Below are 25,235 nucleotides of genomic sequence, written 5' to 3' on the forward strand. Positions count from 1 at the left end.
TTTTATTGCTTTTTTGCTCCATCTGATACGGAGCGCATCGCTGCCAATAGCTCAACATCATGATCAGGAATACCGTCAAGTAGGCCCGTCAGATGGGGAACATCTTTAGCGATCAAATCACCGCCATAGAATCGAATACCCCAATTCGGAAAGGCTCGCTCTTGAATGCCGTTAAAAGCAAGCTGACGGACAACATGATGTCGGTAATCTTTCTGAATTTTTTCCCATATCATCTGAACGTCAGATCTTCTACCCTCAATAATTTGAGAGAAAAATTGGTTTTCATAAAAGAGGACGCCAGTAAGGCCATGGTCATCGTTCCACTTTAGGGAGACATCAAATAGATGAATCAAACTGGACAAACCCATATCTTGGGTTGCCTTGCTGATGTAACTTAATTCTATTAATTGATCTGGGTTTTCTAAATCCACATTACTCCTTGATGCACTGCACAAACTCACTGACTCTCAAAAAATTTTATTCGTTTATGCATCTGAAAACTAGAAGGATTACCCTTAGGGCTTAGATTGCACCCTAAATAAGGTTAATTAAGGCTTGCAGTAATCTTTACCCTCCTAATTAGTATTCTGGGTCAGAGTAAGTCATTAACCCCAAAAAAGGGGCTATCCTAAAGTATGGGCAAAAAATATTCTCGAGTGCACCACCGTTTTACGCGCTCTGACCTGGCACACATTGCGAGTATTGCAATGCAAGAACGGGGTCTTGAGCCTGAATTTTCACCGGAAGTACACAATCAACTGGATTTAATTAATGCACCAGGGCAGGATCAGGATCCGGCAATCGTAGACCTTTCTGGCTTGTTATGGTGCTCGTTAGACAACGATGACTCTCGCGATTTAGATCAATTAACAGCATCTATCGCACTCGAAAATGGCTCTACCAAAATTTTTGTAGCTATTGCCGATGTAGACGCTGTTATTAAAAAGCACTCCCCGATTGATGAGCATGCAAAGCTTAATACCGCATCGATTTATACCTCTGCACGCATTTTTCCAATGCTTCCAGAAAAACTCTCCACTAACCTCACCTCTTTAAATCCAGATGAAATCCGTTTGGCCTTGGTCACAGAAATGACTATTTCTAAAGAAGGTTTGGTCGAGGATTCCCAAATATATCGCGCCCGAGTGATCAATAAGGCTAAGCTAGCTTATGACGCTATCTCCGCCTGGATTGAGGGTGTTGGCTCTGCACCTACTGCATTGTGCTCGGTTAAAGGCATGGAAGAACAGCTGCATACCCAAGATCAAGTTGCGCAAGTACTCCGTAAGCGTCGGCACGATGCAGGCTCTCTTCATTTAGAAGTTTTTCAACCAAAGGCCATTTTTAAGAATGAAGCCATTGTTGGCATTCAGGAGCAAGTGCAGAATCGTGGTCGTCAATTAATTGAAGAGTTCATGATTGCGGTAAATGAAAGCACCGCTCACTTTTTACTAAAGCACCGAGTGCCATCCCTACGTAGAGTGGTTCGTAGCCCAGATCGCTGGCTCAGAATCGTCGAACTAGCAAGGCAGTATGGCGACGTTCTTCCTGCTGATCCTGACTCCAAAGCTTTATCTGAATTTCTGGCAAGACGCTTAAAACTAGACCCTATTCGATTTCCGGATCTCTCTTTGGTAGTCGTCAAGCTCATGGGTCCAGGAGAATATGTACTGGAGAGGCCAGGAGCGGAAGCCATTGGGCACTTTGGCCTAGCAGTGCAAGACTACACCCACTCTACCGCTCCTAATAGACGCTATCCAGACCTCATTACGCTCAGAATGATTAAAGCCATTCTGCAAAAACAGCCCCTCGCTTATGACGCTACAGAATTACTAATACTGGCAGAGCACTGCACCAAACAGGAAGATGCCATTCGGAAGGTAGAGCGAAGAGTGCGTAAATCAGAAGCAGCACTCTTCTTAGAGCCTTACATTGGCAAAACCTTCGATGGCATCATCACCGGAATAGCTCCAAACAATGGCTGGGTCCGAATCTTCAACCCCCCAGCAGAGGGAATGTTAATGAGTCGAACTCAACTTGCTGACATCGGTAGAAAAGTACATGTGCAACTCGTATCTACCAACGTAGAGCTGGGGTTTATTAACTTCGCGCTAATCTAGTGCTTTGCCAAAGTCAGCAATAGTCACTTAAAACAGTCACTTAAAAACGCATTATTTCTTTAGGCGCTCATTAGCCGGAAAGAGATTTTGTAATACATCTTTATCCATCTCCGTTTTAAAAGTATGCTGAGTCTTGATTGCTTCAGCCTTTTGGGCTGCAGGCCTAGCATTAATTTCATCTAACAAGCGTTTGACATTGGGGAGCTGCTCGAATGCGTCGGCACCCAACACAAACGGAATCACCCTAGCCCAACCCCATACCGACATGTCCACTATGGAGTAGGTATCGGCCACCATATATCGTCTAGTTGCCAGATGCTCATTAATGATCTTCCAATGACGCCAAGCTTCAAAGTCATAGCGATTCACAGCATATTCTTTTGGCTCAGGTGCGAAGTGTTTGAAATGCACAGCTTGTCCGCAGTATGGGCCAATGCCAGTAGCCACAAACATCAGCCATGACAGCATTTCTGCTTTAGTTTGGTCAGTATTACCGGGTAAAAATTGCTGATATTTTTCTGCTAGGTAAATTAGGATGGCGTTGCTGTCAAAAACCGGAATGTCACCATCTAAAATAGCCGGCGTTTTTGCATTTGGGTTGATCTGTATAAAATCAGGTAAATGTTGTTCACCCTTACGTGTATCAACAGTCACTATCTCATATGGAATGTGCGCCTCTTCTAAAAATAGCGCAACTTTTAATGGGTTTGGTGAGGGGTGAAAAAATAGCTGAATCATTGACTTTTCCTTGGGGATAAATGATTTTTTTGATTATCCCCCTTTATGGAATTGAATAAACTAAAACCCTCAAACTAAAAAATAGAAAAGCAAACACTCCATCGGCAATTACCCTATGATGCTAGCTAATTCGCCTAATAAAAAACTATCCCACCTTCATCGCTTACTAAGAGAAAAATGACAGATTCCACACAATATATTCCGCCTCAAGTCTGGACTTGGGAGAAACCGAATGGTGGTGAGTTCGCAAGTATTAATCGGCCGACCGCTGGGGCAAGAGAAGAAAAAGGGTTGCCTATTGGGCGACATCCTTTACAACTATATTCCATGGGCACTCCTAATGGAGTCAAAGTAACCATCATGCTTGAGGAGCTTCTTGCTCTCGGTCATCAGGGTGCAGAGTACGATGCGTGGCTTATTAAGATTGGGGACGCCGATCAATTTGGCTCTGATTTTGTCAAAATTAATCCCAATTCAAAAATTCCCGCTCTACTTGATCGTAGTCTATCAACACCTATCAGAGTATTTGAGTCTGGATCTATTCTGCTCTACTTGGCAGAAAAATTTGACGCCTTTCTTCCAAAAGATCTTGCCACGAGAACCGAAACAATGAATTGGTTATTTTGGCAAATGGGTAGCGCTCCGTACTTAGGGGGAGGCTTTGGTCATTTTTATTCATACGCCCCCTTTAAGATGGAGTACCCGATTGATCGATTCGCGATGGAAGTAAAGCGGCAATTGGATGTTTTAGATCAACGCCTAGCTGTCAGTGAATATCTAGCCGGTGACACTTACACCATTGCGGATATCGCAAGCTTTCCTTGGTATGGCGCACTCGCCAAAGGATTGCTCTATGGTGCTGGGGAATTTTTGAGTGTTCATGAATATGTCAATGTTCAGCGCTGGGCCGATACGATACTGTCACGCCCAGCGGTAAAGCGGGGTCGTATTGTGAACCGCACTTGGGGTGAACCCGTACAGCAACTACTGGAGCGCCATGACTCCAGCGACTTTGATAGTAAATCGCTTTAACACATCAAATCCATGGCTAGTTAAATATCTAGCCATGGAATGACACTATGTTTTTACTTTGCATCAACTGCCCAAGCTTCACTAATTAAAAATAATCGGTGCAATAAAGGCGAAAAATCCACCAATGAGATAAAGCCCCAAACTAAATAGGTAGATCCACTTAGAGCTTGTTCTTGTTGCGCTACAGGCCTCTCGCTGATCAATTGGACAGGCCATGTTTCTTGCTCGATATTGCAATACGCCGCTAATAAATAGCATTGCACCAGCAAATCCAAAAATCAGCTCTTTATTCTCACTCACCCAAACGATCTTAGGAAAAATGGTGACCGCAGCAGATAAAGTGGCGCCAGCACCAATAGATACGAGTAGAGCAGGAAGAGCGCAGCAAATCAGAGTCGAAGAACTCGATAATAAAGTGATCAAATTAGCAAAATATCCCTTGTTCATTTATTGATCTCTGCAATCGACTTCTGAATCAGGCTAGCACTGACCACCTCAAATCCAGAATCAACGATTTCTTCTTTAATGAGTTTCTCATTTAAGGTTTTACCTTCTTTAGCCTGCACTAGAACCAATTTCTTTTTCAAATCAACAGTCACAGCGGCAGTTTCGGGCAGTGCCTTCATGCGCTTTTCAATACCTTGAGCACAGAAAGCGCAGACTAGGCCATTGACAGTCAAACTCATCGTGGTAGTTGCAAACGCTTGAATGGAGATAGCTGAAAGGGCTAGAGCGAATATCATTTTTTTCATGATCATTTTTCCTAAAAAGTTAGTAGGTATACATAAAGTTAACACGGGGCTGGCCTTGTAGGTTTGCCCCTAGTTCTAAAAAGTAGCTTTTGTCAATAATGCGTAGCATGGGGGTGTACTCATATTTTGGCGATACAAAAGACATGCGCCTTGCTTCAATAATGAGCCATGGCTGGGCTTCATCGTAGTTGGTTTCATAAAACGAAAAGCCCGTTCTAAATGAGGTATTAATGCTACTGGCGTCATTAGCAAATGATGACTTAACCGTTGCAGCACCATAGATTCTGGTGGTCTCATAATCCACCTGAATGCCAGGAGATACAGTCGGCTTTGTAGTAGGCGATTGATTGGTCTTCATTTCTCCAGCGCCTAAAAATAACCAAACGTTAGCTTGTGCATCAGATAAGTTCCAGCGATGCGCAAGGCGAGTATAGGCAAGCTCATTGGTAAAAGATGTTCTTGAGCTGTTATCTGTTTGCTGATACACGCTGGTAATACCGATGGCATCTTTTGCGGTAACGGAGTAGTTAAACCCTAAATCTGTACTCGTTTTTGAATAATCAGCCATTCCCATCATGCCGTCCTTATAGGCCAATGGTGCCGCCATGACATGTAAAGAGCCTAATATCGAAATAGCCAGCAAGGATTGCTTAATCACTTGACCCTCTCTATCTGACTAATTTCCATATAGCCGTTAACTTGCTTAAGCTGAAAGCGAATTTGGTCATTGGGTTGGTATTTAGAGAGATCAACGCTTTTACTGATATCAAAAGACATGCTCATCGAAGGCATACCAATCGATTTAATTTCATCATGCTTTAAAAATAAACGGCTTTTGCTGGCATCAACCCGAATGACCTGTGCATTAGTCCATTCGCCTGAAGCGTTAACTATAGTAGCGACTGCAAACAATGCTGCAAATATGATTTTTTTCATACAAAACTCCTGATTTTCTGTAAGTAAGTTCAAAGCGCCCAAATTTTGGACGGACTACGAGATTGAACTTAAGAAATGGGTGGTTTTGCGAGTAACTGGGTTGGCGCGGAATCCTTTAAGAAAGTATTTCCTAGGGGGGCGCCATTTGGAATATCACTAAGGCTATGAGAAGCGTCTTGATGGGGAATGGCCGCTATACATAAATCACAACCAGGATGATCTTTGTCGGAGTGTTTAGATTGCTCATGCTGGCCAGCATGGTGGGAAGTATGTCCGATATCAGAAGCTGAGAGCTCCACCGCCGCCTCTTGAACAACACGGTTACTCAAGCCAGTAATCGGCATGCCAGCCGCATGAATGAGGCTAGAAAATAAGCTTAGACAGATAAGTAAACAAATACGACGCATATTTAGATGGTAAGCCCTTTTGATAGATTGTGCTTAATAAGCGGCATTCTCACAAGCAAACTTTAAAAGCATGCTTTTTCAATCAGTCTTTGTCCTTAAACTCTCTTACTGTTAGGACAAGGCCAATAACCAATAGCAAAAAGATAAAGACTGCCGGGTAAAGAAGATCGTTCAATATCATGATTTCTTCCTCATCAGTGCGCACAACTTAAAGTAGATTCCAAATGTGAATATTGCTGGAATCCAAATCGCTGTGAAGATTGCTTGCATCTGGTCTTTCAGCACAAACCACATATAAGCTGAAACAACAAATGAGAGCATTACTGCCAAAATAATAAAAAAGTCTGATGGTTTGAACATATTTTTTCCTTAAATCTGTTGTTCTTGTGAGTCAAAAAAGAAATGCGTAGCAGCACTAATTAAGCAACCAGATATAGCAATTGAAGCAACAATCCTTATTCCAGATGAAATTCCGAATGAGAATATTTCAAAATCATAGGCTCCAATCAAGCCCAACAACAACATCAAACAACCAATCAGCGTTAGTGCATAACCAATCAGAATGGCTGCTTTGTAAGGAGTTGTTTTGCTGGTTTGCATATAAAAGTTTAAGGTTGGGGGCGATCTGAACTTCGCTAATTTAGTACTTGAATTCGATATTACGATAATACTATCTGAAAACCGAGAAAGAGGGTGTCAAGCAAATGAACATGGCACAAAAACACCCATATCCGCTATCCGCTTAACGTTATGACACCCTAGTAGTACAGTTTAGGGATAACCTGCCGCCTCATACGACCCAGAAAGCAGTTAATGTCGGCGTTAAAAATCAAAGCCTAGTTGCTCTTTAGAGTCCGATTTTTTTAATAAGGGGCTCTTACGTTTAATTGGCTTCTTACGTGAAGCATGCCTTTCAACAACGCCTTGCTTGCCAGCCCTTACTTCTGGCTGTTGACGCCTACTGTGAAGCCGGTTCTTAGACTCTTTTGTAGCCAAGCTGAGATCCACTATTGGCGCCGCTATCTCAACCCCAACTTGAACGCCAGCATCTGCCTGAAGCTGTGGCGTCATTAGCCAAGGCTCAAACAACCAGGTATTAGGCACTGTGCGCATATGCGGCAACCACTGCCGCACAAAACGGCCATGAGGGTCGTGATCTTGAGCTTGTTTAATGGGGTTGTAAACCCGGGCGGTATTAATCCCCGTCGTACCCGACTGCATTTGCAGTTGGCTCCAATGAATACCTGGCTCATAGTCTAGAAACTGCGTGGCTAACCACTCCCCTACCGGGCGCCAATGAAGCCATAAAGGATAGGCGGCAACAGAAACCAACATCGCCCGCATCCGAAAATTTAACCACCCCGTTTCTCGTAACATGACAACGCAGGCATCCACCATCGGCCAACCGGTTCTACCTGCCTTGAGGGCCTCAAAATGCGCTTGATTAAAATCATGCTCACGAAGCCCATCGTAACCAGAGTGCATGTTTCGCCACTCAATCGCAGGCTCGCTTTCTAGCTTTTGAATAAAGTGACAATGCCAATAAAGACGACTGACAAAAGCAGATAAGCCTGCTCGATGTCTGCTAGCTTGTGGTGGTAACTGTTCCATATATTCATAGGTTTGCTGCACAACTTCGCGCATGCTGATGCACCCCCAAGCTAAATATACGGATATGCGCGAACAAGCATTGGGAGCCGACAGCGGCGAAGAGATACCCCCTCGATAACCTAGGCTGCGGGCATTTAAAAAGCTATGTAGCGTTGCAAGGGCAAGCGCCCTTCCACCTCTTAATCGTTGTGAAGGGTTGTGCTGCAGGTGATTTGGAGCCTGCATCCGCAAAAGATCTAACCCAGGACACTTCCAAAAAGTGAGGCCCACTGGATGTTGCATAGGAGCTGCCATGTGCTTTTCCCATGCCCCCTGCCATAAATTGCGGTTTTTTAAGCCTCGCACAACGCCAAACTGTGGATACTCAGCCCAATGTACTTGATGTGCTTGACACCATGCGGCCACTTTTAAATCACGCGAATAAGTAAAGCCGTTCCCAGTTTCTTCGTGTGAATGCAGGCGGTGAAAAGGAGCCTCTTGCCACAGGCGCTGTAATACCTCGGTTAGCTCACCCTGATGAATCTCTACATAGCCACCTTGAAGGCGAAGGTCTGCGTCGAGCACCTTCAATGACTCATGTACAAACTCAAAATGTTGCAAAGCCATGTCTGGCTGCAGCCAAAGCTCAGGCTCAACAACATAGATACAACGCACAGCACCCAGACGTGCAGCTTGCGCCAGTGCAGCGTGATCCTGACAGCGCAAGTCCCTCTTAAACCAAACCAGCTCGTAACTCATCAAAGGTGCGCAGTAACGATGATCACTTATGCCAGGGCATCAAACTCATCAGCATACGCATGATTTACTTCGCTATGCCCCTGCTCATCAGCCCGTACTGCAATAATCACATCACGCAGTCTAGCGTCTGCTGGTAAATTCCAATAATCAATCGCAATTTTGGGTGCGGCAATATTTAACTGAGGATTTGCATCAACCTGCTCTAAATATTGCGTGTAGCTAATAATCGCCTCCTCCTCAAAATAACCAATCATTCTGTGGGCCGTTCTTGGTGCGAAGACAAAAAGCACGAAGTAAAAATGCCAAAAAAGAAACTGTGCAAATAAAATTAGATTTCTCTCTAATTTAGTAGGTTGTGCAATTTCTATAAACGTCATCAGGTGCATGCGCTCATTTTCAGCCTCACCTAATAAAGTTCGAATCTTTGGCCCATAACCTGTTTTCGCTTGTCGCAAGCTTTTAAGATGTATCCACATACCAGAAACCATTCCCGGTACCGCTGCTACTGTCTCAAGCACAACTGCGCGATGCCCGTAACGCTTAGAAAAGAAAGTGTCCGCCAAAAAACGTAATGATCGCGTAATGCCATAGGCAATACGATCGCTAACAGTATCTAGTTGTTTTTTCATTATTTTTCCCCAATGAGCATTACACTTAAATTATCTTCTTAATCGCTGGACTTTGCAGGGCTAGGCGGGTATGCGGGTAAATTAGTCCTGTAGAGCGATTAGATGAGTCAATTGCGAATTCAGGCTTCCACATTTAGAATCTAGTTTTAATAGTTTTAGTAGCATTATTGCTATTAATGACTTCTGACCCCACAGGTAAGACTGGAAAACATTCTTTATCTTGTTAGGCCTAATTTCAAAGCGAGGATTCTTTTGATTGAGCTGGACCATATTAGTAAGCGGTATCCAAACTCAATCGATCCCGTTATTAATGACGTTTCACTCAGCATTGCCACTGGATCATTTGTAGCTTTATTGGGGGCTTCCGGTTCGGGCAAAACGACGATACTGAAAACGATTAATCAGCTCATTCAGCCTAGTAGCGGAGAAATCAGAATTAATGGAGTACCCACAAGCTCGCTGAGCCCGCCTATTTTACGCAGGGGAATTGGTTACGTATTTCAGGGTTCAGGTTTATTTCCGCATTTAAGTATTTCTGAAAATATTGGCATCACGCCAACCCTCTTAGGTTGGTCACAACACAAAATTAAGCAGCAAATAGAGGGGCTACTTAAAATGGTGGAACTACCGCAGCATTTTGAAAGCAGGCTACCGCACCAATTGTCTGGTGGTCAGCAGCAAAGAGTTGCCATTGCCCGTGCTTTAGCTGCCTCCCCTCCTATTCTATTAATGGATGAGCCTTTTGGCGCACTAGACCCCATCACACGCGATTCTTTAGGAAGAGAGTGCCGCGCACTCCACGAGAGACTTAAGCTGACAACAGTAATGGTGACGCATGATATCCAAGAGGCACTGCTACTGGCCGACAGAATCGTCATCATTAAAGCAGGTCAAATCATGGCGGACTTTCCATCTCATTTAGCGCTAGAGCAAACAAATGCTGATGTCCAAGCAATGATGGATGTTCCCCTACGCCAAGCAAAGCAATTACAAGAAATGCTCAAGGCTAAAACCCATGAATGAGCAAATCCTATTAGCCTGGACTCAACTACCGCTTTACTTGACGCAGCATATTTTGCTATCAGCATCAGCAATCCTGCTTGCACTAGCAATCGGTTTTCCGTTAATGATTATTTGCGCTAAAAGTACCTATTGGCGAAATCTATTACTCAGTAGCGCTGGTGTAATTCAAACAATTCCGGGCTTAGCCTTACTGGCACTGTTTTACCCACTATTGCTTGGCTTATCCAAAATAACGGATGCGTTGTTTAACCTTACATTGCCAGCATTTGGTTTTTTACCGTCGCTATTGGCGCTTGCCTTATATGCCCTACTACCAATATTGCGTAATGGAGTCGCCGCCCTATCTGGGATAGATCCTTTAGTCATTGAAGCCGCGGATGGCGTTGGTATGACTACCCAGCAAAAATTATGGCAGGTTGAATTACCACTAGGTGCACCAGTGCTCATGTCTGGTATTCGCATAGCAACGGTGTGGACTATAGGAGCAGCTACTCTGGCAACTTCAGTAGGGCAAGTTAGTCTGGGCAACTACATCTTCTCTGGCCTGCAAACTGAAAATTGGGTTTCAGTGTTGTTTGGCTGTCTTGCTGCCTCAATACTGGCTCTACTGGCTGATTTTGCACTGAGCTTAGTCGAAACTGGTCTAGCACTTCGACAACGAAAAAAACTCTCTTTAGGAGTATTGATATTAGTAGTTGGCGTCTTGTCAGCAATAGTTCCAGCCCTTAGTAGGCCAAAACATGACTATGTTGTAGGAGCTAAAAATTTCAGTGAACAATTTATTCTTGCTCAACTCATTGATGATCGCCTGCAATCTATGGGGGCTAGTGTTCAACAGAGTACAAGTCTTGGATCAGCGGTAGCATTTAAAGCACTTGCCAATAATGAAATTGATGTTTACGTGGATTACTCTGGAACACTCTGGAGTAATGTATTGGGTCACACCACAAGGCCACCCCGTGCAGAGCTTATGGCGAAACTCCGTCAAGAGCTAGATACTCAATACGGCGTCACTTTGCTGGGCAGTCTCGGGTTTGAGAATGCCTATGTATTGGCCATGAAAGAGCAGCAAGCACAAATTAGCAACATCACCACCATCAACAACCTCTCTGAAAAAGCATCTAATCTCAGACTGGGCTCAGATCTTGAATTCTTAAGCAGGCCCGACTGGACACTATTAAAGTCAGCATACAAGTTGTCATTTAAAAGTGAAAAGTCTTTCACTCCGACCCTAATGTACCGTGCCTTAGAAAGTGATGGGGTAGATGTCATCTCTGCATTTTCAAGTGACGGTCGCATAAAAGCGCAACAGTTACGCATTCTAACTGACTCATTAAATGCAGCTCCCTCATATGACGCAGTCGTTCTGATAGCGCCAAAGCGCGCTAATGATGGCTTCTTACGTAAAGCCATCAGCCCACTGCTCTCTGCTATTGATGTGACACTGATGCAAGAAGCGAACTATATGGTCGATCGGGAGAAAAATAAGGCTACGATTAGTCAAGCAGCCGAGTTCTTACAAAAGCAACTAGCCATACCTGAAAAATAGAGAAAAATCCAATGAATCTATTACGTTATTTAAAGAGAGCAACAATTAAAACAGGCGCTGTCATTTTTTTGCTGGCTTACTTCAATACTGGAAATACTATGGAAACTAGCAATTCTTCAACTCCTGTTACAAAATCATCAATGTCAACGATGACGACAATGCCCAGAATGATTCAAGCTTGCCAATTATTTCTTAAAGATGAGAACACAAAAGATTTTGATACGGGACTTTGCCTAGGCATCATTATTGGCGTTGAAGATAATGCAAGCTACGACAAGAAAATCTGCATTCCAACAGAAACTGTTATGCGTCAAAAAGTAGAGACAGTTTTGACATTCATCCAAAATAACCCATCGCTTATGAATGCAAGCTTTGCATCCAATGTCTACGATGCTCTCAGCCCCCAATGGCCATGCGCTACAAAGTAATTTGGTGTCCTAAGGCTGCAGATGGGCAACTCGGCCATCAGGTGTGACTCGTGCGCGAATATGGCCATCACGACCAAGAGATAACCAATCCATAGACTGAACAGCAAAAGTCAGCACAGTTAAATGATGGTCTTTACCCTTCTGGCTATCTTGCATATTTTGGCTATCTTGGCTACTTTGGTCTACTTCTACATCATTTAAAAACAGGCTTCCCGGCGCTAATCGACTCAAATAATCTTTTGAGGCCCTCGACTGGCTCACCTTAAGCCAAGCGATATCCACTAATGCGCCTGAGGTATGCACCTTCGCCTGTGTAGATATGCGTAACTGCCAATGCAATCTGGCACTCCAAAAAACAAATTGAGCGGTATCTGATTTCATTAACTCTGCGCATTTGGGGCTTCGTGCATCGGTATATACGGTTAATGCCCAAGAGACTGGATCTGCATTTCGTAAAACTACGGTACGAACCTGGGGTGTGCCATCTACTCCCGTAGTTGCTAAAGCCGGCGTCTTCCAGTCATGATGACGATCATATGTAGATCTTGTCAGCTCTTGCCAAATACGCTCTACTAAGTTTTCTGGGGGCATAGGAATAATGGTTCTCTAATGGTGACTAGCAATTGAGTGCCCTCTTACAAGCGACCTTTATCACGACTACGTCGTATGGTTGTATTGAGATCAGCGGGCTTATCTTTAACCCAGTCAATAAATTTAATGATTTCTGGATGAGCGCTTAACGCTTCAATGCTGGGGTAATGACGTGCTAATTGCGTTTCCGTTAGGAGCGCATGGATCTGTCTGTGGCACAAACGATGCAACAACACCGTAGCAGCGCCACCCCGACATTTTGGAACCAAATGATGTGCATCTTGCTGCGATTTTGGAATCAATCTCGAGCATAAGGGGCAGACTACCTCAGCCGGCAAGCAAAAAGGCTCTTGTACTACGGCTTGATTTCTCTTAATGCGTCCAATCATAAGAGTAAATTCTAAACCGACTTATCTTAGTTTGCCCGAGCGAAAAATGGGCAATCTAGGGGTTAATGAAGGGGAATATATGCAACAATCAAACAATGATTTTTTAAAAATAAGCTAATTCAATGATTCAAATACAAATTTGGGGTAACTTTGAGTGCCCTTACTCCTATCTACAAACCTTAGCGCTGATGAAGTTGACGAAACACTATCCCAATCAGATCGAGGTTTTATGGAGGGCGCCCGAGTTGAATACTTCGCGCGAGAACGCTGCGCCAAGCAAAAGCTATGTTGAAAATTTAACCATTGCTTTGGCTGAGCCTATTGCCCAAGAAAATTTACTCACATTAAATGCTCCAGCACTACTAAAGGATACTTGGTTAGCCCAAGAAAGTGCTTGTTATGCAAATCAGCAGGGGCTATCTTTACCCTTCGCACTTGCTGTGTTTGAGGCCGTATTTTCAAAATCAGTCGATATTAGTATTGAAGAAGAAATACTACAAATCGCTGCACAGGTAGATATGAATGCCGAGCGCTTACGCGATGACCTCAATAGCGGCGTTTTAACCAAGAAAACCTTATTAGATGCTGATGAATTTAAGACATATGGCTTCCAAGGTGTTCCGGCCATGCTCATTGGTGAGAAGAACTTTTCACCAAGAAGTTTTAGTCCGATTACCGGCTATACAACATTTGAGGAGCTTGTCGAACTAATCCCAGCAAACTCATTGAGTGGCACTAAGTAAGCATAAAATCAAAAATCAATCAAAAATTGACAAATGAATTTATATAAAAAGCTCATTTCAATCAAAAGAAGCATTGAGCAAACTTTTGATGACATTCAGAGCTTTATTAAAGCCAATTTACGATAAAGAATTTATAGTAATTTGTGGAGGCGGAAGCCTGGAATCGAACCAGGGTATACAGCTTTGCAAGCTGCAGCATAACCACTCTGCCATTCCGCCATTTTTGAAGAACCAGTTGCTTTTTTACTGTGTGAGCAGTATATCGAATTGATGTCAAATAAGTGTTAAACCATCCAAAGAATAATATGAACTCCATAGCAACTATAGAATTAAGAAATCTTGAATTAAACACGCAGATTGGAAGCTGCGCTCCTCATGCGACGATACCTAAAAAACACCTTTTAGATATGACCTTATGGATTAATCCTCAGCTCATCATGATTTCCGAGGATAAGATGGAGCATGTCTTTGATTACGATCCACTCATTAGCAATATAGAACTATTAGCAAAAGAGTGCCATTACGAAACTCAAGAGCGGCTACTAACGAAAATAATTCAAGCCTGTGCTGGCTATCTCGCCATAGAGTCATTGGAGATCAGCCTCAGAAAGTTACCGGTCAGCTTAGATTCTGGTGAACTAGGTATTCGATTAAAAGTAGACAGCACTACCTTAGGCCAATTGAGGGGAAAAACAGGCTAGGACTGGAATGACCAAAGAAATCCATGACCCATCACTTCGGAGCAATGGATTTCAATTGAAATTATTTTCCAGCATTCCTGACCTATTGGATGCTCTTATTTAGGGGGTCTATGCATTGCACAAATTTTATTGCCAGCTGGATCTCTTAGCCAGGCGATATAAATTGTGCCCGCTGCACCCTCACGATAACCAGGGTCGCCCTCACATGAAGTTCCGCCGTGGGCAACACCAATGGCATGAAAAGCATCCACATCCGCCAAAGACTTCGCAGCGAAGCCAATGGTGCCGCCGTTAGCATGGGTAGCCTGGTTGCCATCAATCGGCTTTGTAATCGCAAATACGCCACCTGGTCCACGATAAAAATATTTGTCATGGCTAAAGGTGCCTGGCTTTACTCCAATAGCCCCTAAAGCAGCATCATAAAAATTTCTAGAAACTTCTAGGTCGTTTGCGCCCAACATAATATGACTAAACATGTTCTTTCCTATTTGTTAAATATTAATTAATTAATGCAATTTTAATGGTGAACTAGTACTAATGACCTAATTTAAGGGCTCAGGTAGGGTTGCCCGCAACAGAGTATTGCGAATAAATTGCTTTTCATAGTGACGATTACGTCTAGACTTCTTAGCTAGTGAACGTTGCCCTCTTCGCTTGTCACAAACGATATTTCCAAGTTGACTCAGGTCATCGAGATCTTGTATCTGATTGGGAGAATTACGAAGAGCCATAAAGTATGTCAAAACCTCAAGGAACTGAAAGTTTAATCAGCTTTCTTTAGAAAAATTTGCGCCGTCATTTTCCCCGCAAAGATCATGTCTAACTGCACACCATCATTGCCCTTCACCACCCCGACACCATCCTTCTCAGCGGGTGTTGTTTTTTCTAGAATGAACATATTAGCGGGCCAATCTACTCTTAATTTAGCAGCCATGGGCAAGTAGCCGTCAAAATAACGACGCATGAGTGGACCTGCATTCAGCTTAAAACGACCATCCCCCAATTGATCCAGCGCCCTAGACTTCAAACCAATACAGATTGAAGCGCCCCGCTCGACATCCGTCAAAACTACTTCATTGTCTTTAATCACAGCCGATGTCATTTTGTCCAAGCTTTGAATAGCAATAGCCTGTATGCGCTCAGGATTGAAAACAATGACTACCTTAGCGATTGGATCTAATTGATAGTGGCAAGTAGCAATTTCTACACTCCCCGTCTCTAGGCTTTGGGGAGTAATTTTCACCCGAGACTCATAAGAATACGCTCCAGGATCAGGCCTTACCTTCAAATACTTAATCTCGCCCTCTAAGGCAAGATCACTTATTTCTAATGCCAAGCTAGAAAAACTAATGCTGAATAGACAGATTAATACAGCGATAGGAGCTAAGTTCTTTGATATGGGCATTTGCCTGTAGACCTACATTTTTTAATTTTATTAATGATCATTTCATAATACGCACTTTATAAAGAGCTTGTTTGATTGATCAACAAGGGCTTAAAACTTCGTCATTGAAGCCCTTTATAAAAGGCTCACTCAATAGATTAGCGGCTAAAGTCCATAGTGGGCGCGGCTTAAGCGCAATACTCATTTCTGCTCTATATTTAAAAGGTTAATTCCTCGTTTTCTTAACTGATAAAAATCATCACCATATTTTATAAATAGAGGAAAAAGTATATGTTAGAAACCATTTGCGATGTAATGTTGGATGCCTATAAGCGGAACTGGATTACCAGTCGTGATGGAAACGTCAGTATTCGACATCACGATAGAGATCATTTTTATATTACCCCCAGTGGTATTCGTAAGCAGACCTTGCAGCCCGATCAATTTAAGAAAATCAAAATCATCAGCGGTTCCGGGCTAAATGAGTATGCATGGGAAGAAATGGAGCATACCGCCATTAGTAGCCGATTAACACCTTCCGGGGAAATTCCCCTACATTTTGGTCTTCAAAAAATGATGGGACAACATCAAGATGAGGTTCGGGTAGTTGTCCATGTACACCCTACCTACTGTATTGCAGCAATGCATGCCGGCATTGATCTCTCCACTATCAGTACTGACTTTCCAGAATTAAATCGCTATACCAAGGTAGCCGCAAACGTGGGAGATGTTCCACCAACGAGCCAGAAACTCGCGGATGAGTGCTTTACTAAGCTAGAACTAGATACGCAAGGAAACCTCAAATACGACATCGTCGGCATTAAAGGTCATGGGGTTGTTGCTATTGACTCTAGCCCGTGGAGTGCCTACGAGCATATCGAGCGACTTGAGCATATCTGCAAGATAGTATTGGCAAGTAAAAACTTTTAACAATGGGTTTCCATTGAACACTTCTTTGTTTAGGTAGCTATGAAAAATTTTGACTTAATTGTTATTGGTGGGGGATCCGGTGGTGTGCGGGCAGCACGTATCGCCGCCAATCATGGGGCCTCAGTTGCATTAGTTGAGGAATGTAGGCTCGGTGGCACCTGCGTCATTCGAGGCTGCGTTCCAAAAAAACTGATGGTTTACGCCAGTCGCTTTGCCCATGATTTTGAAGAGGCAAAAGGCTATGGTTGGGACTTTGATAACGCGCGCTTTGATTGGTCGACATTAAAACTGAGAAGAGATCAGGAGGTCACCCGACTAGAAGCAATCTATCGGAAAAATCTTCTTGCTGCTGGTGTCGTTATTTATGAAGGTCATGCAAGTTTCGTAGACTCAAAAACGATTCAACTTTCAGATAAAGAAATGCTTACCGGTAACACTATTTTAATAGCCACTGGTGGCGTTCCAGTACAGACTGATAGCTATGAAGGTGCTCAATACACAATTGATTCGAATGCATTTTTTGACCTAGAGAAGCAACCGAAAAAAGTAGTCATCCATGGGGCTGGATACATTGCTTTAGAGTTTGCCTGTATTTTTCGCTTACTTGGATCTGAAGTGGATGTTGTTATTCGGGGTGAAAACATCCTTAGGGGATTTGATAAGGATATTCAATCGCAACTGACAAATGAGCTACTCATGTCCGGAATCAATCTTCATTTTTCTAACAATATCAAGGCTATCAAAAGCGAAGGCGGATCGTTTACGGTGGAATTAAATGATGGCGCCCTGCTGGACTCAGACTGTGTTTTACGCGCTATTGGACGGGTTCCCAACACCACTTCCTTAGGCCTAGAGAAGATTGGTATTGAATTAAATAAGCAAGGGGCTATCGTAGTCAATCCCTTTTCTGAGACCACTGTTGCCGGTATTTATGCTGTCGGCGATGTCACCAATAGAGTGAATCTGACCCCCATGGCTATTCGTGAGGGGCATGCCTTTGCAGATACGGTATTTGGAAAAACGCCAAGGGCGGTGAATCATGATTTAGTGCCAACCGCTGTTTTCACCACTCCAGAAGTAGGGGTTGTGGGATTAACAGAAGAGCAGGCATTGAAGCAATGTCCAAAACTGGATGTTTATAGTACGGCTTTCCGACCAATGAAGGCCACATTATCAGGCTCAGAAAGCAAGGTTTTATTTAAACTGCTCGTTGACCGAGTCACTGATAGAGTGCTGGGTTTCCATTCTATCGGCCACGATACCGGAGAAATGATTCAACTACTGGGGGTCGCTTTGCAAATGAAAGCGACTAAAAAAGACTTGGATGCTACGCTTGCAGTGCACCCAACCGCTGCAGAAGAATGGGTCACCTTTAGAGCGCCTACTACGCAGCATAATTTGTAATTCAAAAGAGGAGGACTACCGGGTAAGGTGGTTTAGACTAGCCATAAATAGGGGGAATATTGATGCGATCAACTTACTCTTTAGTAGCGCGTTTACTCCATTGGCTCATCGCTTGCTTAGTCCTCATCCAGCTCGTATTGGGCGTTTGGATGATCGCAAGATCTGGGGCTAATCTTTGGGATGCCCTTACAGACACCCTATATGCATGGCATAAGCTGATTGGCTTTACTGTCTTGCTAATGATGGTTTTAAGATTACTAGTTAAGCTGAGCTCTCAGCGCCCCCCTTATCCTTCAAGCGTTTCCGCTGTAAATATAAAATTAGCTGCTGCGGTTCATAGCTTGCTGTACCTCTTATTGCTAGTGGTGCCGCTATTGGGTTGGGCCGGTGTAACCGCTTATCCAGCATTAATTACTGTCGGTGGCTTTGATCTGCCAGCCATGCCTGGTATCGCTAAGGATGAAGCGTTTGCCAAACAGCTGTTTCAAATACATGGCTACCTCGCACTACTGCTAGTCGGAATTGCCTGTGCCCATATTGCTGCAGCGCTGGCCCATCTGTTGATTAAAAAGGATGGCGTGTTCCAGCGGATGTGGATTGGGCGCTAAGCCCTATCAGAAAGCGCAGTAATTAAAAGAGGTGTCCGCTTTTAATGGCTTTGGTCTGGAGATACTCTTCGTTGTGCTTATTCGCAGGATAGGTGTGGGATATCCGCTCCACCACTTCAATATCATGTCGAGCTAAAGCCGCTACCTTCAGAGGGTTATTCGTTAATAACTTAATGCGGTGCACGCCGAGCTTGCGCAACATCTGAGCAGCAGGTAAATAGTTACGCTCATCTGCATCAAAGCCTAGCTGTAAATTGGCATCCACCGTATCAAATCCGGCATCTTGCAATTGATATGCTCGCAGCTTATTGACCAGTCCAATACCGCGCCCCTCTTGAGCAAGGTACAGCAGAATTCCACTGCCAACACGTGACATTTCAGTAATAGCGCCTCTTAGCTGATTACCGCAATCACAACGCAAAGAGCCAACAAGATCACCGGTAAAACATTCGGAGTGGAGTCTAACTAAAATGGGTTCTGCAGGATCGATATCCCCTACAACAATTGCTAAATGCTCAATGCCACCATCGCGAGGACGAAAGGCAACTACCCGTGCATTTTCTGCATTTTCTAATGGTACTTGCGCTTCACTCACCTGCATTAGTGATTCAGCGGCATTACTTATATAGGATTGAATCTCGCTGGCCTTCACTACCAGGGTATCAGGAGCAGCTTGCGAACCCTCAATAATGAGAGCTGCAGGAAGAAGGCGGGATAACTTACATAGCGTAATAGCAGCCTGCGCTAAGTCATCGGCATCGCTCACTACAAGACCATCCAAGTTTGGATGATTCATTAAGGCTGCAAGTGGATTTGCTAAGCACTCAATAACATCGAGTGTCAGGCCTTGGGGATGAGAGACCCTACTAACTGCACGATCAGTTGTATCGATACCCAATACATTTGCACGGGTACCTGTGATCACTAATGCAGCTGCGCCAGCTTGATGATGTCTCAGCATTTCTAACTGCTCAGGAGTCAAGGCTTCTGCAGCAACCATTAAAAGGTGCTTTTGTTCACCAATCACGCTTACAGCAGCGCCCCTGCGTAACTCAGAAATAGCGCGGTCGACATGAACGAGGGGATCGGGTATTGCCATAAATAATTAAGCCAAGAAAACTGTCAAAAATGTGTCAAATGTACTAGCTGAAAGCCAATTATGACACCATATGGTAAATTATTCAGAAGAGACATTTGCTTCATAACCTTCTATGAGAGCTTTACACTTTGGCCTCATCCAAACCTTACCCTTCACAGACAATTAGCCCTCAAACCCCTGAATCTCAAGGGATAGATGATCGCTGGGAAGAATTTTTATCCCTCTTTTTTAGCGCCGATACATTACCTTCCTCAGAATTCCAGGTGCTTTTTGAGCCCATCAGAACAGCGACAGTCGACTCTATGATGGTGGTTGGGCAAATTGGACAAACGATGGATGGTCGTATCGCTACAGTCACAGGTCAATCTAAGTATGTCAACGGCCCTTCTGGCCTCCTTCATCTACATCGACTACGCGCCTTAGTAGATGCTGTTGTTATTGGGGTAGGTACAGCAATCGCGGATGACCCACAGTTAAATGTCAGATTAGTACAAGGCAGAAGTCCAGCACGCGTAGTTATCGATCCTCAAGGCAGGCTAGGTACGCAATCTCGAGTGTGGTGCTCAGATGGGGCCAGAAGAATATGGATCGTTGCACAAGGCACCAAAGTTACCCCTCCTCTTGGAGTTGAAGTGCTGACCCTGCCAATGATTGAGGGACGTATTCAGGCAAAGACTATTTTGAATAGCTTAAGTCAGCAAGGTCTTCACCGAACCCTAATTGAAGGAGGCGCTCTGACCTTATCGCATTTTATGCAGGCCGGTTGCTTAGATCGTCTTCATATCATCACTGCCCCGATCATTATGGGATCAGGACGACCCAGCTTTCAGCTTCCTGCTATTGAACACATGGATCAAGCTACACGCCTCAAAGTACAAACGCATCTGCTGGGCAACGACATCCTCTTAGATTGTGACTTGAGCGATCAGCGCTTAACTTAGTAATCAACACCCCACACAGCATGACAGCACTTCAGAGAAACGCTTTGATGAATCTTCCCAAGTAGTTTGCAGGGCCGCCACTTCAGACGCTCCCTGCGACAAGGTTAAGCGGTATTCCTCGTCTTGAATCATTTTTCGTAACGCGATCGTCAAACTCTGCACATCATCTGGAGGAACTAATAGGCCCGCTGTAGCCGGTACCGTATCCGCAATTGCCCCAGCGTTAGTACCAATCACAGGTATGCCACGGGCAATAGCCTCTGCATAGGCCATGCCAAAACCCTCAAAGCGGGAAGCAAGAACAAAGATATCTGCTTGGCGGTATAGATTCTCGAGATGCTCTTCAGTCACAGCTCCTAATACGTGTATGCGATCTTGGAAACCAAAGCGGACAATATCTTTCTGAAGCTGTTTGTAAGCCACATCATCGCGGGTTATATCCCCCGCAATAGACAGCGTCCAGGGTAGCGCTATTAATGGGTATAAAGCCTCTAATAAAATATCAAAGCCTTTGCGATGGATGACGGAGCCAACCGATAGTAGCTGGAGCTTCCCATTGGATTGCTTGGATGCTTCTTTGCTGCGTTTTTCTATTGCCTGGCGATCTGTGCCCGGAAGAATCACCTCAATTTTGTCAGACTGCACACCTAAGAATTGCGATACCTGTTTCGCAGTGCTGGGACTATTGACAACTACCCGTTTGACATAGCTTAGGGCTAGCGCCTCACTCGCTTTAAATACTGCCGCTTGATCAGCGCTGATACCCGTCTCAAAAGCTAAGGGATGGTGGATGAGTGCAATGACATCGTGTGACATCGCAAGCTCAGCAACGATCTCAGGCAAGACTCCCAAAGCTAGGCCGTCCATTACGATCGGGATGCCAGGTTTGAGATGGAGCAATAGTTGGCGAGCTGAAGCAATAGTCTCTTGGCCAGGATAAGGGAAGTTGCTCCCTAAACTCAGAAGCTCTACTTGCCAACCTAATTGCGTTAGTCCATCAATGATGCGTCGATCATAGGCATAGCCACCAGTGGGTGTGGCTAAGTCCCCTGGATATACAAAGATTAGCTGTTGTGTTTTAACGCCTGAATCCAATCTTAATGAATAGCCGCTTCGTACCAAGCGCGCGCCACATGAGATTCAGAGATGGTGACTCGAATGGCATGCAATTGACTACCATCACGACCTAAACCCCCACTACGCGCTGCATTGGCTAAGTGGTCAAAGATATATTTCGTTAGAAATTCGGTAGTGGTGTTGGTATTCTTAAACTCTGGACGCTCATCTAAATTTGAGTAATTTAGAGGCTTGAGGGTCGCCTTCAGTACATCTAGTGCCCGACCAATATCTACTACAACGCCATTGGCGTCTAATTCTTTTGAGATAAAAGCGGCATCAACAACAAAGGTTGCTCCGTGCAAAGCCTGGGCAGGTCCAAAAAGCGCTCCACGAAAAGAATGGGCGATCATGATGTGGTCTCGTACTTCAACTGTAAACACGGTAACTCCTTAAGGGTAGCGAATGAGACAACAAAGTGCATCACTCTGTTGTCCAAGAATTTCTGGTAAGCGTGCTGGTAGCTCATCGAATTCTACCGCGGGTGTCAGCAGTACATCTAGGCGCACATCGTTGAGCATCCCAATCGCCGCACTCAGCCGACGGCGATACGTCCAGCGTGGACGTCTTGATGTAGAAATATGCCCTACCTGACTCGACTGTAGGCGAATCTGACGGCTATGAAACGCACCCCCTAGCGGAGCGCTAATGGAAGTCGCGCCGTACCAACTAAGCTCAAGCACAGTCGCTTCGTCTCCCGCACATGCCAGCGCTGTTGCCAAGCCAGACGCACTGGCACTGCAATGAATAACAATATCGCAATCGACCGGAGCACATTCCGGTAAAGAAAACCGCACACCAAGAGCTTGTGCAATTGCTGCACGTTCAGATTTGATATCCACTAGCGTTACTTCAGTACCTGGTAAATGCGCACATAAATAGGCAACTAAGCACCCTACTACTCCTGCGCCAATGATGGCTATTTTGTCGCCTGGCCCAGGCGCTGCATCCCAAACTGCATTAAGCGCCGTTTCCATATTGGCAGCCAATACCGCTCTCTCCGGCTTGATCTCGCCGGGAATAAACACTACATCGTTGCTATCCATCTGATAAAGCGTTTGATGCGGAGTTAGGCTAAAAACGAATTTACCCAACAAAGAAGACGGACCCTCTTCCACGCGGCCTACGGTGGAATAACCATATTTGACTGGGTATGGAAAAATGCCCTCCATAAAGGGAGCTCGCATACGTTCAAACTCTCCCTCTGGAACCAATCCCCTATAAACCAAGGACTCAGTACCACGACTGAGCGCCCCAAACAGCGACCGCACTTGTACCGCACCAGCGGGCAATGGTTTGAGCTCTTCTGTACGAATCTCAGCACGCTCGGGGCCTGTGTACCAAAGTGATCGACTGACCAGCGCAGCAGGAGAATGATTTGAAGTAGATGCCACGAATGAATCCCAGATGTTTTAATCAAATATAGCGTGTGCTTCAGGCGCAATGACGGGCACTAACCTATACTGCATATGCAATTTTTACAGTATAAGTGAGCAAGCGCCTGCCATTTGAATTGCGCCTCAAAGTTGCCTTAAATACCCTATTGAATATGTCGATAAACATCCCCACTAAACATAATGTCAGAATACGCCGCTCTATTTTTGCGGGGCTGACCTTATGCACTTGCATTTTGATGCTTTGGCTCATTTATCAGGCGCTAACACCCCAAACTCCATTGATATTGCATATTGCGCTTCTCGTCCTATTTGGCCTTACCTTGCCTTGGATGGTGATCGGTTTTTGGAATGCCATTATTGGTCTGCTGCTATGCCAGCTGTCATCCGATCCTGTCGCCCACATTTTGCCAGCAGAGATGCTTAAGCAAAATGATCAGGTAGTCACAGCATCAACCGCTATTTTGCTCTGCATCCGCAACGAGACACCCGAGCGACTAGTACGCAATCTCGATACCATGCTGCAAGGGCTTTCTGCCTCAGAATTCAATACAGAAAATGCCGTGGGCAAGCATTTCCATATTTATATTCTGAGTGATACGGATGATCCTAGTATTGCAGCGCAAGAAAGAGCATGCTTTTTAGCTATAGCGCAACGCTGGGAAAAACAATTTTCGGTAATCTATCGCTGTCGCACAGATAACACTGCATATAAAGCTGGCAATATTGCCGATTTCTGTAAACGCTGGGGCGATCAACACGAATTTGCCCTCACCTTAGATGCCGATAGCTTTATGACCGCTAGCGCAATTGTGCGTCTAGTTCGCATGATGCAATCGAACCCTCGCTTAGGAATTTTGCAAGGCTTAGTGGTGGGCCTTCCTTCAACTAGCGCCTTTACCCGCCTCTTCCAGTTTGGCATGCGCCTAGGCATGCGCTCATACACTATGGGCTCAGCATGGTGGCAAGCGGACTGCGGACCCTATTGGGGGCATAACGCCTTGATACGACTAGCCCCGTTTATAGCGCACTGTGATTTACCTCAACTACCGTCACGCTCTGGCTCTGGCGCTGGCACTGGCCGCCCCATCTTGAGTCATGATTTAATCGAAGCCGTACTGATGCGCAGAGCAGGCTTTGAAGTGCGAATCTATCCGCAAGAAGATGAAAGCTGGGAAGAAAATCCGCCCACATTAAGCGAGTACATTCGTCGTGATTTACGTTGGTGCGAAGGCAATTTACAGTATGTCCACTTACTCACCTTGCCTAAGCTTAAATTATTGAGTCGCTTACAACTGCTGCTTGCCATATTTATGTTTTTGGGCTCACCAGCTTGGATTGCCTTAATGGTCATCTGCACTATTGCAATGAGTATCAGCACCACACCATCGACTTTTATTAATGCTGGCCCACTCTCAGCCCTACTAAGCATCGCCTTAGTGATGTGGTACTTACCCAAAATAGCGGGAGCATTGGATGTCTTGTTGCGCAAACAAGAGCGGCAGCGTTTTGGTGGAGGGGTTCACTTTAGTTTGAGCCTTACCCTTGAAGTGCTATTTGCCTTACTCATGACCCCAATTACTTGGCTTAATCATAGTATTTTTATGACAGGGCTTATTTTTGGTAAAAAACAGGGATGGATGTCTCAGTCACGAGATGATCACAGCGTCCAATTAACAGAAGCAATCAGGCAATTTTGGCCACATACATTATTAGGTGTCACTCTCTCAGCCATGCTTTATCTTACGCACCCGCAAACATTGGCTTACGGCATGCTCTTTTTTAGTGGCCTGATTCTGGCTATTCCATTAGCGGTTCTGAGCTCTCAACCATGGCTTGGTCGTTTTATGCTCCGTCGCCATTTGCTCTCTCTACCTGAAGAAATCATGCCACCTACGGCATTGCTTGCCTTAGATCTACCAGTACTCAAAACGGTATAGTGAACTCATATTAGCGAACTCATACAACAATC

General features: G+C 44.6%; 32 protein-coding genes and 1 tRNA gene. 12 read left to right on the top strand and 21 right to left on the bottom strand.

What is annotated here, in order from left to right; all coding sequences use genetic code 11:
• Positions 1 to 2: 2 nt before the first annotated feature.
• Positions 3 to 431, bottom strand: a complete 429-nt coding sequence (locus QUD86_RS07145; RefSeq protein WP_286296245.1) for a BLUF domain-containing protein — start codon at positions 429 to 431, stop codon at positions 3 to 5.
• Between the two features lie 204 nt (positions 432 to 635).
• Between QUD86_RS07145 and QUD86_RS07150 the strand changes: the two genes are divergently transcribed.
• Positions 636 to 2,120, top strand: a complete 1,485-nt coding sequence (locus QUD86_RS07150; protein ID WP_286296247.1) for an RNB domain-containing ribonuclease — start codon at positions 636 to 638, stop codon at positions 2,118 to 2,120.
• Positions 2,121 to 2,171: 51 nt separating this feature from the next.
• On the opposite strand, the gene QUD86_RS07155 is transcribed toward QUD86_RS07150, so the two are convergent.
• A complete protein-coding gene (locus QUD86_RS07155; RefSeq protein ID WP_286296248.1) occupies positions 2,172 to 2,858 on the bottom strand; it encodes a glutathione S-transferase family protein in 687 nt (228 codons plus the stop codon).
• Between the two features lie 177 nt (positions 2,859 to 3,035).
• On the opposite strand from QUD86_RS07155, the gene yghU reads away from it, so the two are divergent.
• A complete protein-coding gene (yghU, locus tag QUD86_RS07160; RefSeq protein ID WP_286296251.1) occupies positions 3,036 to 3,890 on the top strand; it encodes a glutathione-dependent disulfide-bond oxidoreductase in 855 nt (284 codons plus the stop codon).
• An 81-nt stretch (positions 3,891 to 3,971) separates the two neighbouring features.
• Here the strand turns inward: yghU and QUD86_RS07165 are convergent, their stop codons facing one another.
• From QUD86_RS07165 to QUD86_RS07205, 9 genes are all read right to left on the bottom strand, one after another.
• Complete coding sequence (locus tag QUD86_RS07165; protein ID WP_286296253.1) at positions 3,972 to 4,313, bottom strand: hypothetical protein; 342 nt, start codon at positions 4,311 to 4,313, stop codon at positions 3,972 to 3,974.
• A 20-nt stretch (positions 4,314 to 4,333) separates the two neighbouring features.
• Complete coding sequence (locus QUD86_RS07170; protein ID WP_286296257.1) at positions 4,334 to 4,642, bottom strand: heavy-metal-associated domain-containing protein; 309 nt, start codon at positions 4,640 to 4,642, stop codon at positions 4,334 to 4,336.
• A 19-nt stretch (positions 4,643 to 4,661) separates the two neighbouring features.
• On the bottom strand, positions 4,662 to 5,300 hold the full coding sequence (locus QUD86_RS07175) for a hypothetical protein (protein ID WP_286296260.1): 639 nt from the start codon (positions 5,298 to 5,300) through the stop codon (positions 4,662 to 4,664).
• The gene (locus QUD86_RS07180) at positions 5,297 to 5,578 is read right to left on the bottom strand and encodes a copper-binding protein (RefSeq protein ID WP_286296261.1); all 282 of its coding nucleotides are present in this window, start codon (positions 5,576 to 5,578) and stop codon (positions 5,297 to 5,299) included. Before QUD86_RS07180 ends, QUD86_RS07175 begins: the two co-directional genes overlap by 4 nt.
• Positions 5,579 to 5,646: 68 nt before the next feature.
• Positions 5,647 to 5,985 (bottom strand): hypothetical protein, encoded by a 339-nt coding sequence (locus tag QUD86_RS07185; RefSeq protein ID WP_286296263.1) that lies wholly within the window; start codon positions 5,983 to 5,985, stop codon positions 5,647 to 5,649.
• A gap of 177 nt (positions 5,986 to 6,162) precedes the next feature.
• Positions 6,163 to 6,345 (bottom strand): hypothetical protein, encoded by a 183-nt coding sequence (locus tag QUD86_RS07190; protein ID WP_100379071.1) that lies wholly within the window; start codon positions 6,343 to 6,345, stop codon positions 6,163 to 6,165.
• Between the two features lie 9 nt (positions 6,346 to 6,354).
• Positions 6,355 to 6,585: a hypothetical protein gene (locus QUD86_RS07195; protein ID WP_286296266.1), complete on the bottom strand. Its 231-nt coding sequence runs from the start codon at positions 6,583 to 6,585 to the stop codon at positions 6,355 to 6,357.
• Positions 6,586 to 6,807: 222 nt separating this feature from the next.
• The gene (locus QUD86_RS07200; protein WP_286296267.1) at positions 6,808 to 8,334 is read right to left on the bottom strand and encodes a cryptochrome/deoxyribodipyrimidine photo-lyase family protein; all 1,527 of its coding nucleotides are present in this window, start codon (positions 8,332 to 8,334) and stop codon (positions 6,808 to 6,810) included.
• Positions 8,335 to 8,360: 26 nt separating this feature from the next.
• A complete protein-coding gene (locus tag QUD86_RS07205) occupies positions 8,361 to 8,963 on the bottom strand; it encodes an alternative oxidase (RefSeq protein ID WP_286296268.1) in 603 nt (200 codons plus the stop codon).
• Positions 8,964 to 9,215: 252 nt separating this feature from the next.
• Between QUD86_RS07205 and QUD86_RS07210 the strand changes: the two genes are divergently transcribed.
• Genes QUD86_RS07210 through QUD86_RS07220 form a run of 3 tightly spaced genes read left to right on the top strand, consistent with a single transcriptional unit; the run spans position 9,216 to position 11,963 of the window.
• Positions 9,216 to 9,986 carry an ATP-binding cassette domain-containing protein gene (locus tag QUD86_RS07210; RefSeq protein WP_286296269.1) on the top strand — a complete coding sequence of 257 codons (771 nt, stop codon included), beginning with the start codon at positions 9,216 to 9,218 and terminating at the stop codon, positions 9,984 to 9,986.
• Entirely contained in the window at positions 9,979 to 11,535 is a 1,557-nt protein-coding gene (locus QUD86_RS07215; RefSeq protein ID WP_286296272.1) for an ABC transporter permease/substrate-binding protein, read from the top strand. The genes QUD86_RS07210 and QUD86_RS07215 overlap by 8 nt, the downstream gene beginning before the upstream one ends.
• An 11-nt stretch (positions 11,536 to 11,546) precedes the next feature.
• Positions 11,547 to 11,963, top strand: a complete 417-nt coding sequence (locus tag QUD86_RS07220) for a Rap1a/Tai family immunity protein (RefSeq protein ID WP_286296274.1) — start codon at positions 11,547 to 11,549, stop codon at positions 11,961 to 11,963.
• A 9-nt stretch (positions 11,964 to 11,972) separates the two neighbouring features.
• Here QUD86_RS07220 and QUD86_RS07225 read toward each other — a convergent pair whose 3' ends face one another.
• A complete protein-coding gene (locus tag QUD86_RS07225; protein ID WP_286296275.1) occupies positions 11,973 to 12,554 on the bottom strand; it encodes a pyridoxamine 5'-phosphate oxidase family protein in 582 nt (193 codons plus the stop codon).
• A 44-nt stretch (positions 12,555 to 12,598) separates the two neighbouring features.
• Positions 12,599 to 12,943, bottom strand: a complete 345-nt coding sequence (locus QUD86_RS07230; protein ID WP_286296276.1) for an HNH endonuclease — start codon at positions 12,941 to 12,943, stop codon at positions 12,599 to 12,601.
• Between the two features lie 122 nt (positions 12,944 to 13,065).
• Between QUD86_RS07230 and QUD86_RS07235 the strand changes: the two genes are divergently transcribed.
• Positions 13,066 to 13,686, top strand: coding sequence for a DsbA family oxidoreductase (locus QUD86_RS07235; protein WP_286296277.1), 621 nt, complete (start codon positions 13,066 to 13,068; stop codon positions 13,684 to 13,686).
• Positions 13,687 to 13,830: 144 nt separating this feature from the next.
• Here the strand turns inward: QUD86_RS07235 and QUD86_RS07240 are convergent.
• Positions 13,831 to 13,905 (bottom strand) — tRNA-Cys (locus QUD86_RS07240).
• An 86-nt stretch (positions 13,906 to 13,991) separates the two neighbouring features.
• Here QUD86_RS07240 and QUD86_RS07245 point away from each other — a divergent pair.
• Complete coding sequence (locus tag QUD86_RS07245) at positions 13,992 to 14,387, top strand: dihydroneopterin aldolase (protein ID WP_286296278.1); 396 nt, start codon at positions 13,992 to 13,994, stop codon at positions 14,385 to 14,387.
• 95 nt (positions 14,388 to 14,482) lie between these two features.
• Here QUD86_RS07245 and QUD86_RS07250 read toward each other — a convergent pair whose 3' ends face one another.
• The 3 genes from QUD86_RS07250 to QUD86_RS07260 form a co-directional block, all read right to left on the bottom strand.
• Positions 14,483 to 14,863, bottom strand: a complete 381-nt coding sequence (locus QUD86_RS07250) for a VOC family protein (protein WP_286296279.1) — start codon at positions 14,861 to 14,863, stop codon at positions 14,483 to 14,485.
• Positions 14,864 to 14,929: 66 nt separating this feature from the next.
• On the bottom strand, positions 14,930 to 15,118 hold the full coding sequence (locus tag QUD86_RS07255) for a hypothetical protein (RefSeq protein ID WP_286296280.1): 189 nt from the start codon (positions 15,116 to 15,118) through the stop codon (positions 14,930 to 14,932).
• A gap of 32 nt (positions 15,119 to 15,150) precedes the next feature.
• Positions 15,151 to 15,792 (bottom strand): hypothetical protein, encoded by a 642-nt coding sequence (locus QUD86_RS07260; RefSeq protein WP_286296282.1) that lies wholly within the window; start codon positions 15,790 to 15,792, stop codon positions 15,151 to 15,153.
• Positions 15,793 to 16,062: 270 nt separating this feature from the next.
• Between QUD86_RS07260 and QUD86_RS07265 the strand changes: the two genes are divergently transcribed.
• The 3 genes from QUD86_RS07265 to QUD86_RS07275 all read left to right on the top strand — a co-directional run bounded on the left by QUD86_RS07265 (position 16,063) and on the right by QUD86_RS07275 (position 18,713).
• Positions 16,063 to 16,701 (top strand): class II aldolase/adducin family protein, encoded by a 639-nt coding sequence (locus QUD86_RS07265; protein ID WP_286296284.1) that lies wholly within the window; start codon positions 16,063 to 16,065, stop codon positions 16,699 to 16,701.
• A 39-nt stretch (positions 16,702 to 16,740) separates the two neighbouring features.
• Positions 16,741 to 18,105, top strand: a complete 1,365-nt coding sequence (gene gorA, locus QUD86_RS07270) for a glutathione-disulfide reductase (protein WP_286296285.1) — start codon at positions 16,741 to 16,743, stop codon at positions 18,103 to 18,105.
• 62 nt (positions 18,106 to 18,167) lie between these two features.
• The gene (locus QUD86_RS07275) at positions 18,168 to 18,713 is read left to right on the top strand and encodes a cytochrome b (RefSeq protein WP_286296286.1); all 546 of its coding nucleotides are present in this window, start codon (positions 18,168 to 18,170) and stop codon (positions 18,711 to 18,713) included.
• A gap of 22 nt (positions 18,714 to 18,735) precedes the next feature.
• Here the strand turns inward: QUD86_RS07275 and ribA are convergent, their stop codons facing one another.
• Positions 18,736 to 19,812: a GTP cyclohydrolase II gene (gene ribA, locus QUD86_RS07280; RefSeq protein ID WP_286296288.1), complete on the bottom strand. Its 1,077-nt coding sequence runs from the start codon at positions 19,810 to 19,812 to the stop codon at positions 18,736 to 18,738.
• 128 nt (positions 19,813 to 19,940) lie between these two features.
• Here ribA and QUD86_RS07285 point away from each other — a divergent pair, with 128 nt between their 5' ends.
• The gene (locus QUD86_RS07285; RefSeq protein ID WP_286296290.1) at positions 19,941 to 20,753 is read left to right on the top strand and encodes a RibD family protein; all 813 of its coding nucleotides are present in this window, start codon (positions 19,941 to 19,943) and stop codon (positions 20,751 to 20,753) included.
• A gap of 3 nt (positions 20,754 to 20,756) precedes the next feature.
• Here the strand turns inward: QUD86_RS07285 and QUD86_RS07290 are convergent, their stop codons facing one another.
• From QUD86_RS07290 to QUD86_RS07300, 3 genes are read right to left on the bottom strand one after another with little or no spacing between them, the layout of a single operon-like run.
• On the bottom strand, positions 20,757 to 21,848 hold the full coding sequence (locus QUD86_RS07290) for a glycosyltransferase family 4 protein (RefSeq protein WP_286296293.1): 1,092 nt from the start codon (positions 21,846 to 21,848) through the stop codon (positions 20,757 to 20,759).
• 2 nt (positions 21,849 to 21,850) lie between these two features.
• Complete coding sequence (locus QUD86_RS07295) at positions 21,851 to 22,252, bottom strand: 6-pyruvoyl trahydropterin synthase family protein (protein ID WP_286296295.1); 402 nt, start codon at positions 22,250 to 22,252, stop codon at positions 21,851 to 21,853.
• Positions 22,253 to 22,261: 9 nt separating this feature from the next.
• Positions 22,262 to 23,263, bottom strand: a complete 1,002-nt coding sequence (locus QUD86_RS07300; RefSeq protein WP_286296296.1) for a zinc-dependent alcohol dehydrogenase — start codon at positions 23,261 to 23,263, stop codon at positions 22,262 to 22,264.
• A 155-nt stretch (positions 23,264 to 23,418) separates the two neighbouring features.
• On the opposite strand from QUD86_RS07300, the gene mdoH reads away from it, so the two are divergent.
• Positions 23,419 to 25,203, top strand: coding sequence for a glucans biosynthesis glucosyltransferase MdoH (gene mdoH / locus QUD86_RS07305; protein WP_286296297.1), 1,785 nt, complete (start codon positions 23,419 to 23,421; stop codon positions 25,201 to 25,203).
• Positions 25,204 to 25,235 lie beyond the last annotated feature (32 nt).

This window comes from Polynucleobacter sp. TUM22923, from assembly GCF_030295705.1.
Classification (GTDB): domain Bacteria; phylum Pseudomonadota; class Gammaproteobacteria; order Burkholderiales; family Burkholderiaceae; genus Polynucleobacter.

Bases quoted from the DNA above. Each gene is read 5' to 3' on its own strand.
- QUD86_RS07150 (WP_286296247.1), top strand. From the start codon at position 636: ATGGGCAAAAAATATTCTCGAGTGCACCACCGTTTTACGCGCTCTGAC.
- QUD86_RS07155 (WP_286296248.1), bottom strand. From the start codon at position 2,858: ATGATTCAGCTATTTTTTCACCCCTCACCAAACCCATTAAAAGTTGCG.
- yghU (WP_286296251.1), top strand. From the start codon at position 3,036: ATGACAGATTCCACACAATATATTCCGCCTCAAGTCTGGACTTGGGAG.
- QUD86_RS07170 (WP_286296257.1), bottom strand. From the start codon at position 4,642: ATGAAAAAAATGATATTCGCTCTAGCCCTTTCAGCTATCTCCATTCAA.
- QUD86_RS07180 (WP_286296261.1), bottom strand. From the start codon at position 5,578: ATGAAAAAAATCATATTTGCAGCATTGTTTGCAGTCGCTACTATAGTT.
- QUD86_RS07185 (WP_286296263.1), bottom strand. From the start codon at position 5,985: ATGCGTCGTATTTGTTTACTTATCTGTCTAAGCTTATTTTCTAGCCTC.
- QUD86_RS07190 (WP_100379071.1), bottom strand. From the start codon at position 6,345: ATGTTCAAACCATCAGACTTTTTTATTATTTTGGCAGTAATGCTCTCA.
- QUD86_RS07195 (WP_286296266.1), bottom strand. From the start codon at position 6,585: ATGCAAACCAGCAAAACAACTCCTTACAAAGCAGCCATTCTGATTGGT.
- QUD86_RS07200 (WP_286296267.1), bottom strand. From the start codon at position 8,334: ATGAGTTACGAGCTGGTTTGGTTTAAGAGGGACTTGCGCTGTCAGGAT.
- QUD86_RS07205 (WP_286296268.1), bottom strand. From the start codon at position 8,963: ATGAAAAAACAACTAGATACTGTTAGCGATCGTATTGCCTATGGCATT.
- QUD86_RS07215 (WP_286296272.1), top strand. From the start codon at position 9,979: ATGAATGAGCAAATCCTATTAGCCTGGACTCAACTACCGCTTTACTTG.
- QUD86_RS07220 (WP_286296274.1), top strand. From the start codon at position 11,547: ATGAATCTATTACGTTATTTAAAGAGAGCAACAATTAAAACAGGCGCT.
- QUD86_RS07225 (WP_286296275.1), bottom strand. From the start codon at position 12,554: ATGCCCCCAGAAAACTTAGTAGAGCGTATTTGGCAAGAGCTGACAAGA.
- QUD86_RS07230 (WP_286296276.1), bottom strand. From the start codon at position 12,943: ATGATTGGACGCATTAAGAGAAATCAAGCCGTAGTACAAGAGCCTTTT.
- QUD86_RS07235 (WP_286296277.1), top strand. From the start codon at position 13,066: ATGATTCAAATACAAATTTGGGGTAACTTTGAGTGCCCTTACTCCTAT.
- QUD86_RS07245 (WP_286296278.1), top strand. From the start codon at position 13,992: ATGAACTCCATAGCAACTATAGAATTAAGAAATCTTGAATTAAACACG.
- QUD86_RS07250 (WP_286296279.1), bottom strand. From the start codon at position 14,863: ATGTTTAGTCATATTATGTTGGGCGCAAACGACCTAGAAGTTTCTAGA.
- QUD86_RS07255 (WP_286296280.1), bottom strand. From the start codon at position 15,118: ATGGCTCTTCGTAATTCTCCCAATCAGATACAAGATCTCGATGACCTG.
- QUD86_RS07260 (WP_286296282.1), bottom strand. From the start codon at position 15,792: ATGCCCATATCAAAGAACTTAGCTCCTATCGCTGTATTAATCTGTCTA.
- QUD86_RS07265 (WP_286296284.1), top strand. From the start codon at position 16,063: ATGTTAGAAACCATTTGCGATGTAATGTTGGATGCCTATAAGCGGAAC.
- gorA (WP_286296285.1), top strand. From the start codon at position 16,741: ATGAAAAATTTTGACTTAATTGTTATTGGTGGGGGATCCGGTGGTGTG.
- QUD86_RS07275 (WP_286296286.1), top strand. From the start codon at position 18,168: ATGCGATCAACTTACTCTTTAGTAGCGCGTTTACTCCATTGGCTCATC.
- ribA (WP_286296288.1), bottom strand. From the start codon at position 19,812: ATGGCAATACCCGATCCCCTCGTTCATGTCGACCGCGCTATTTCTGAG.
- mdoH (WP_286296297.1), top strand. From the start codon at position 23,419: ATGTCGATAAACATCCCCACTAAACATAATGTCAGAATACGCCGCTCT.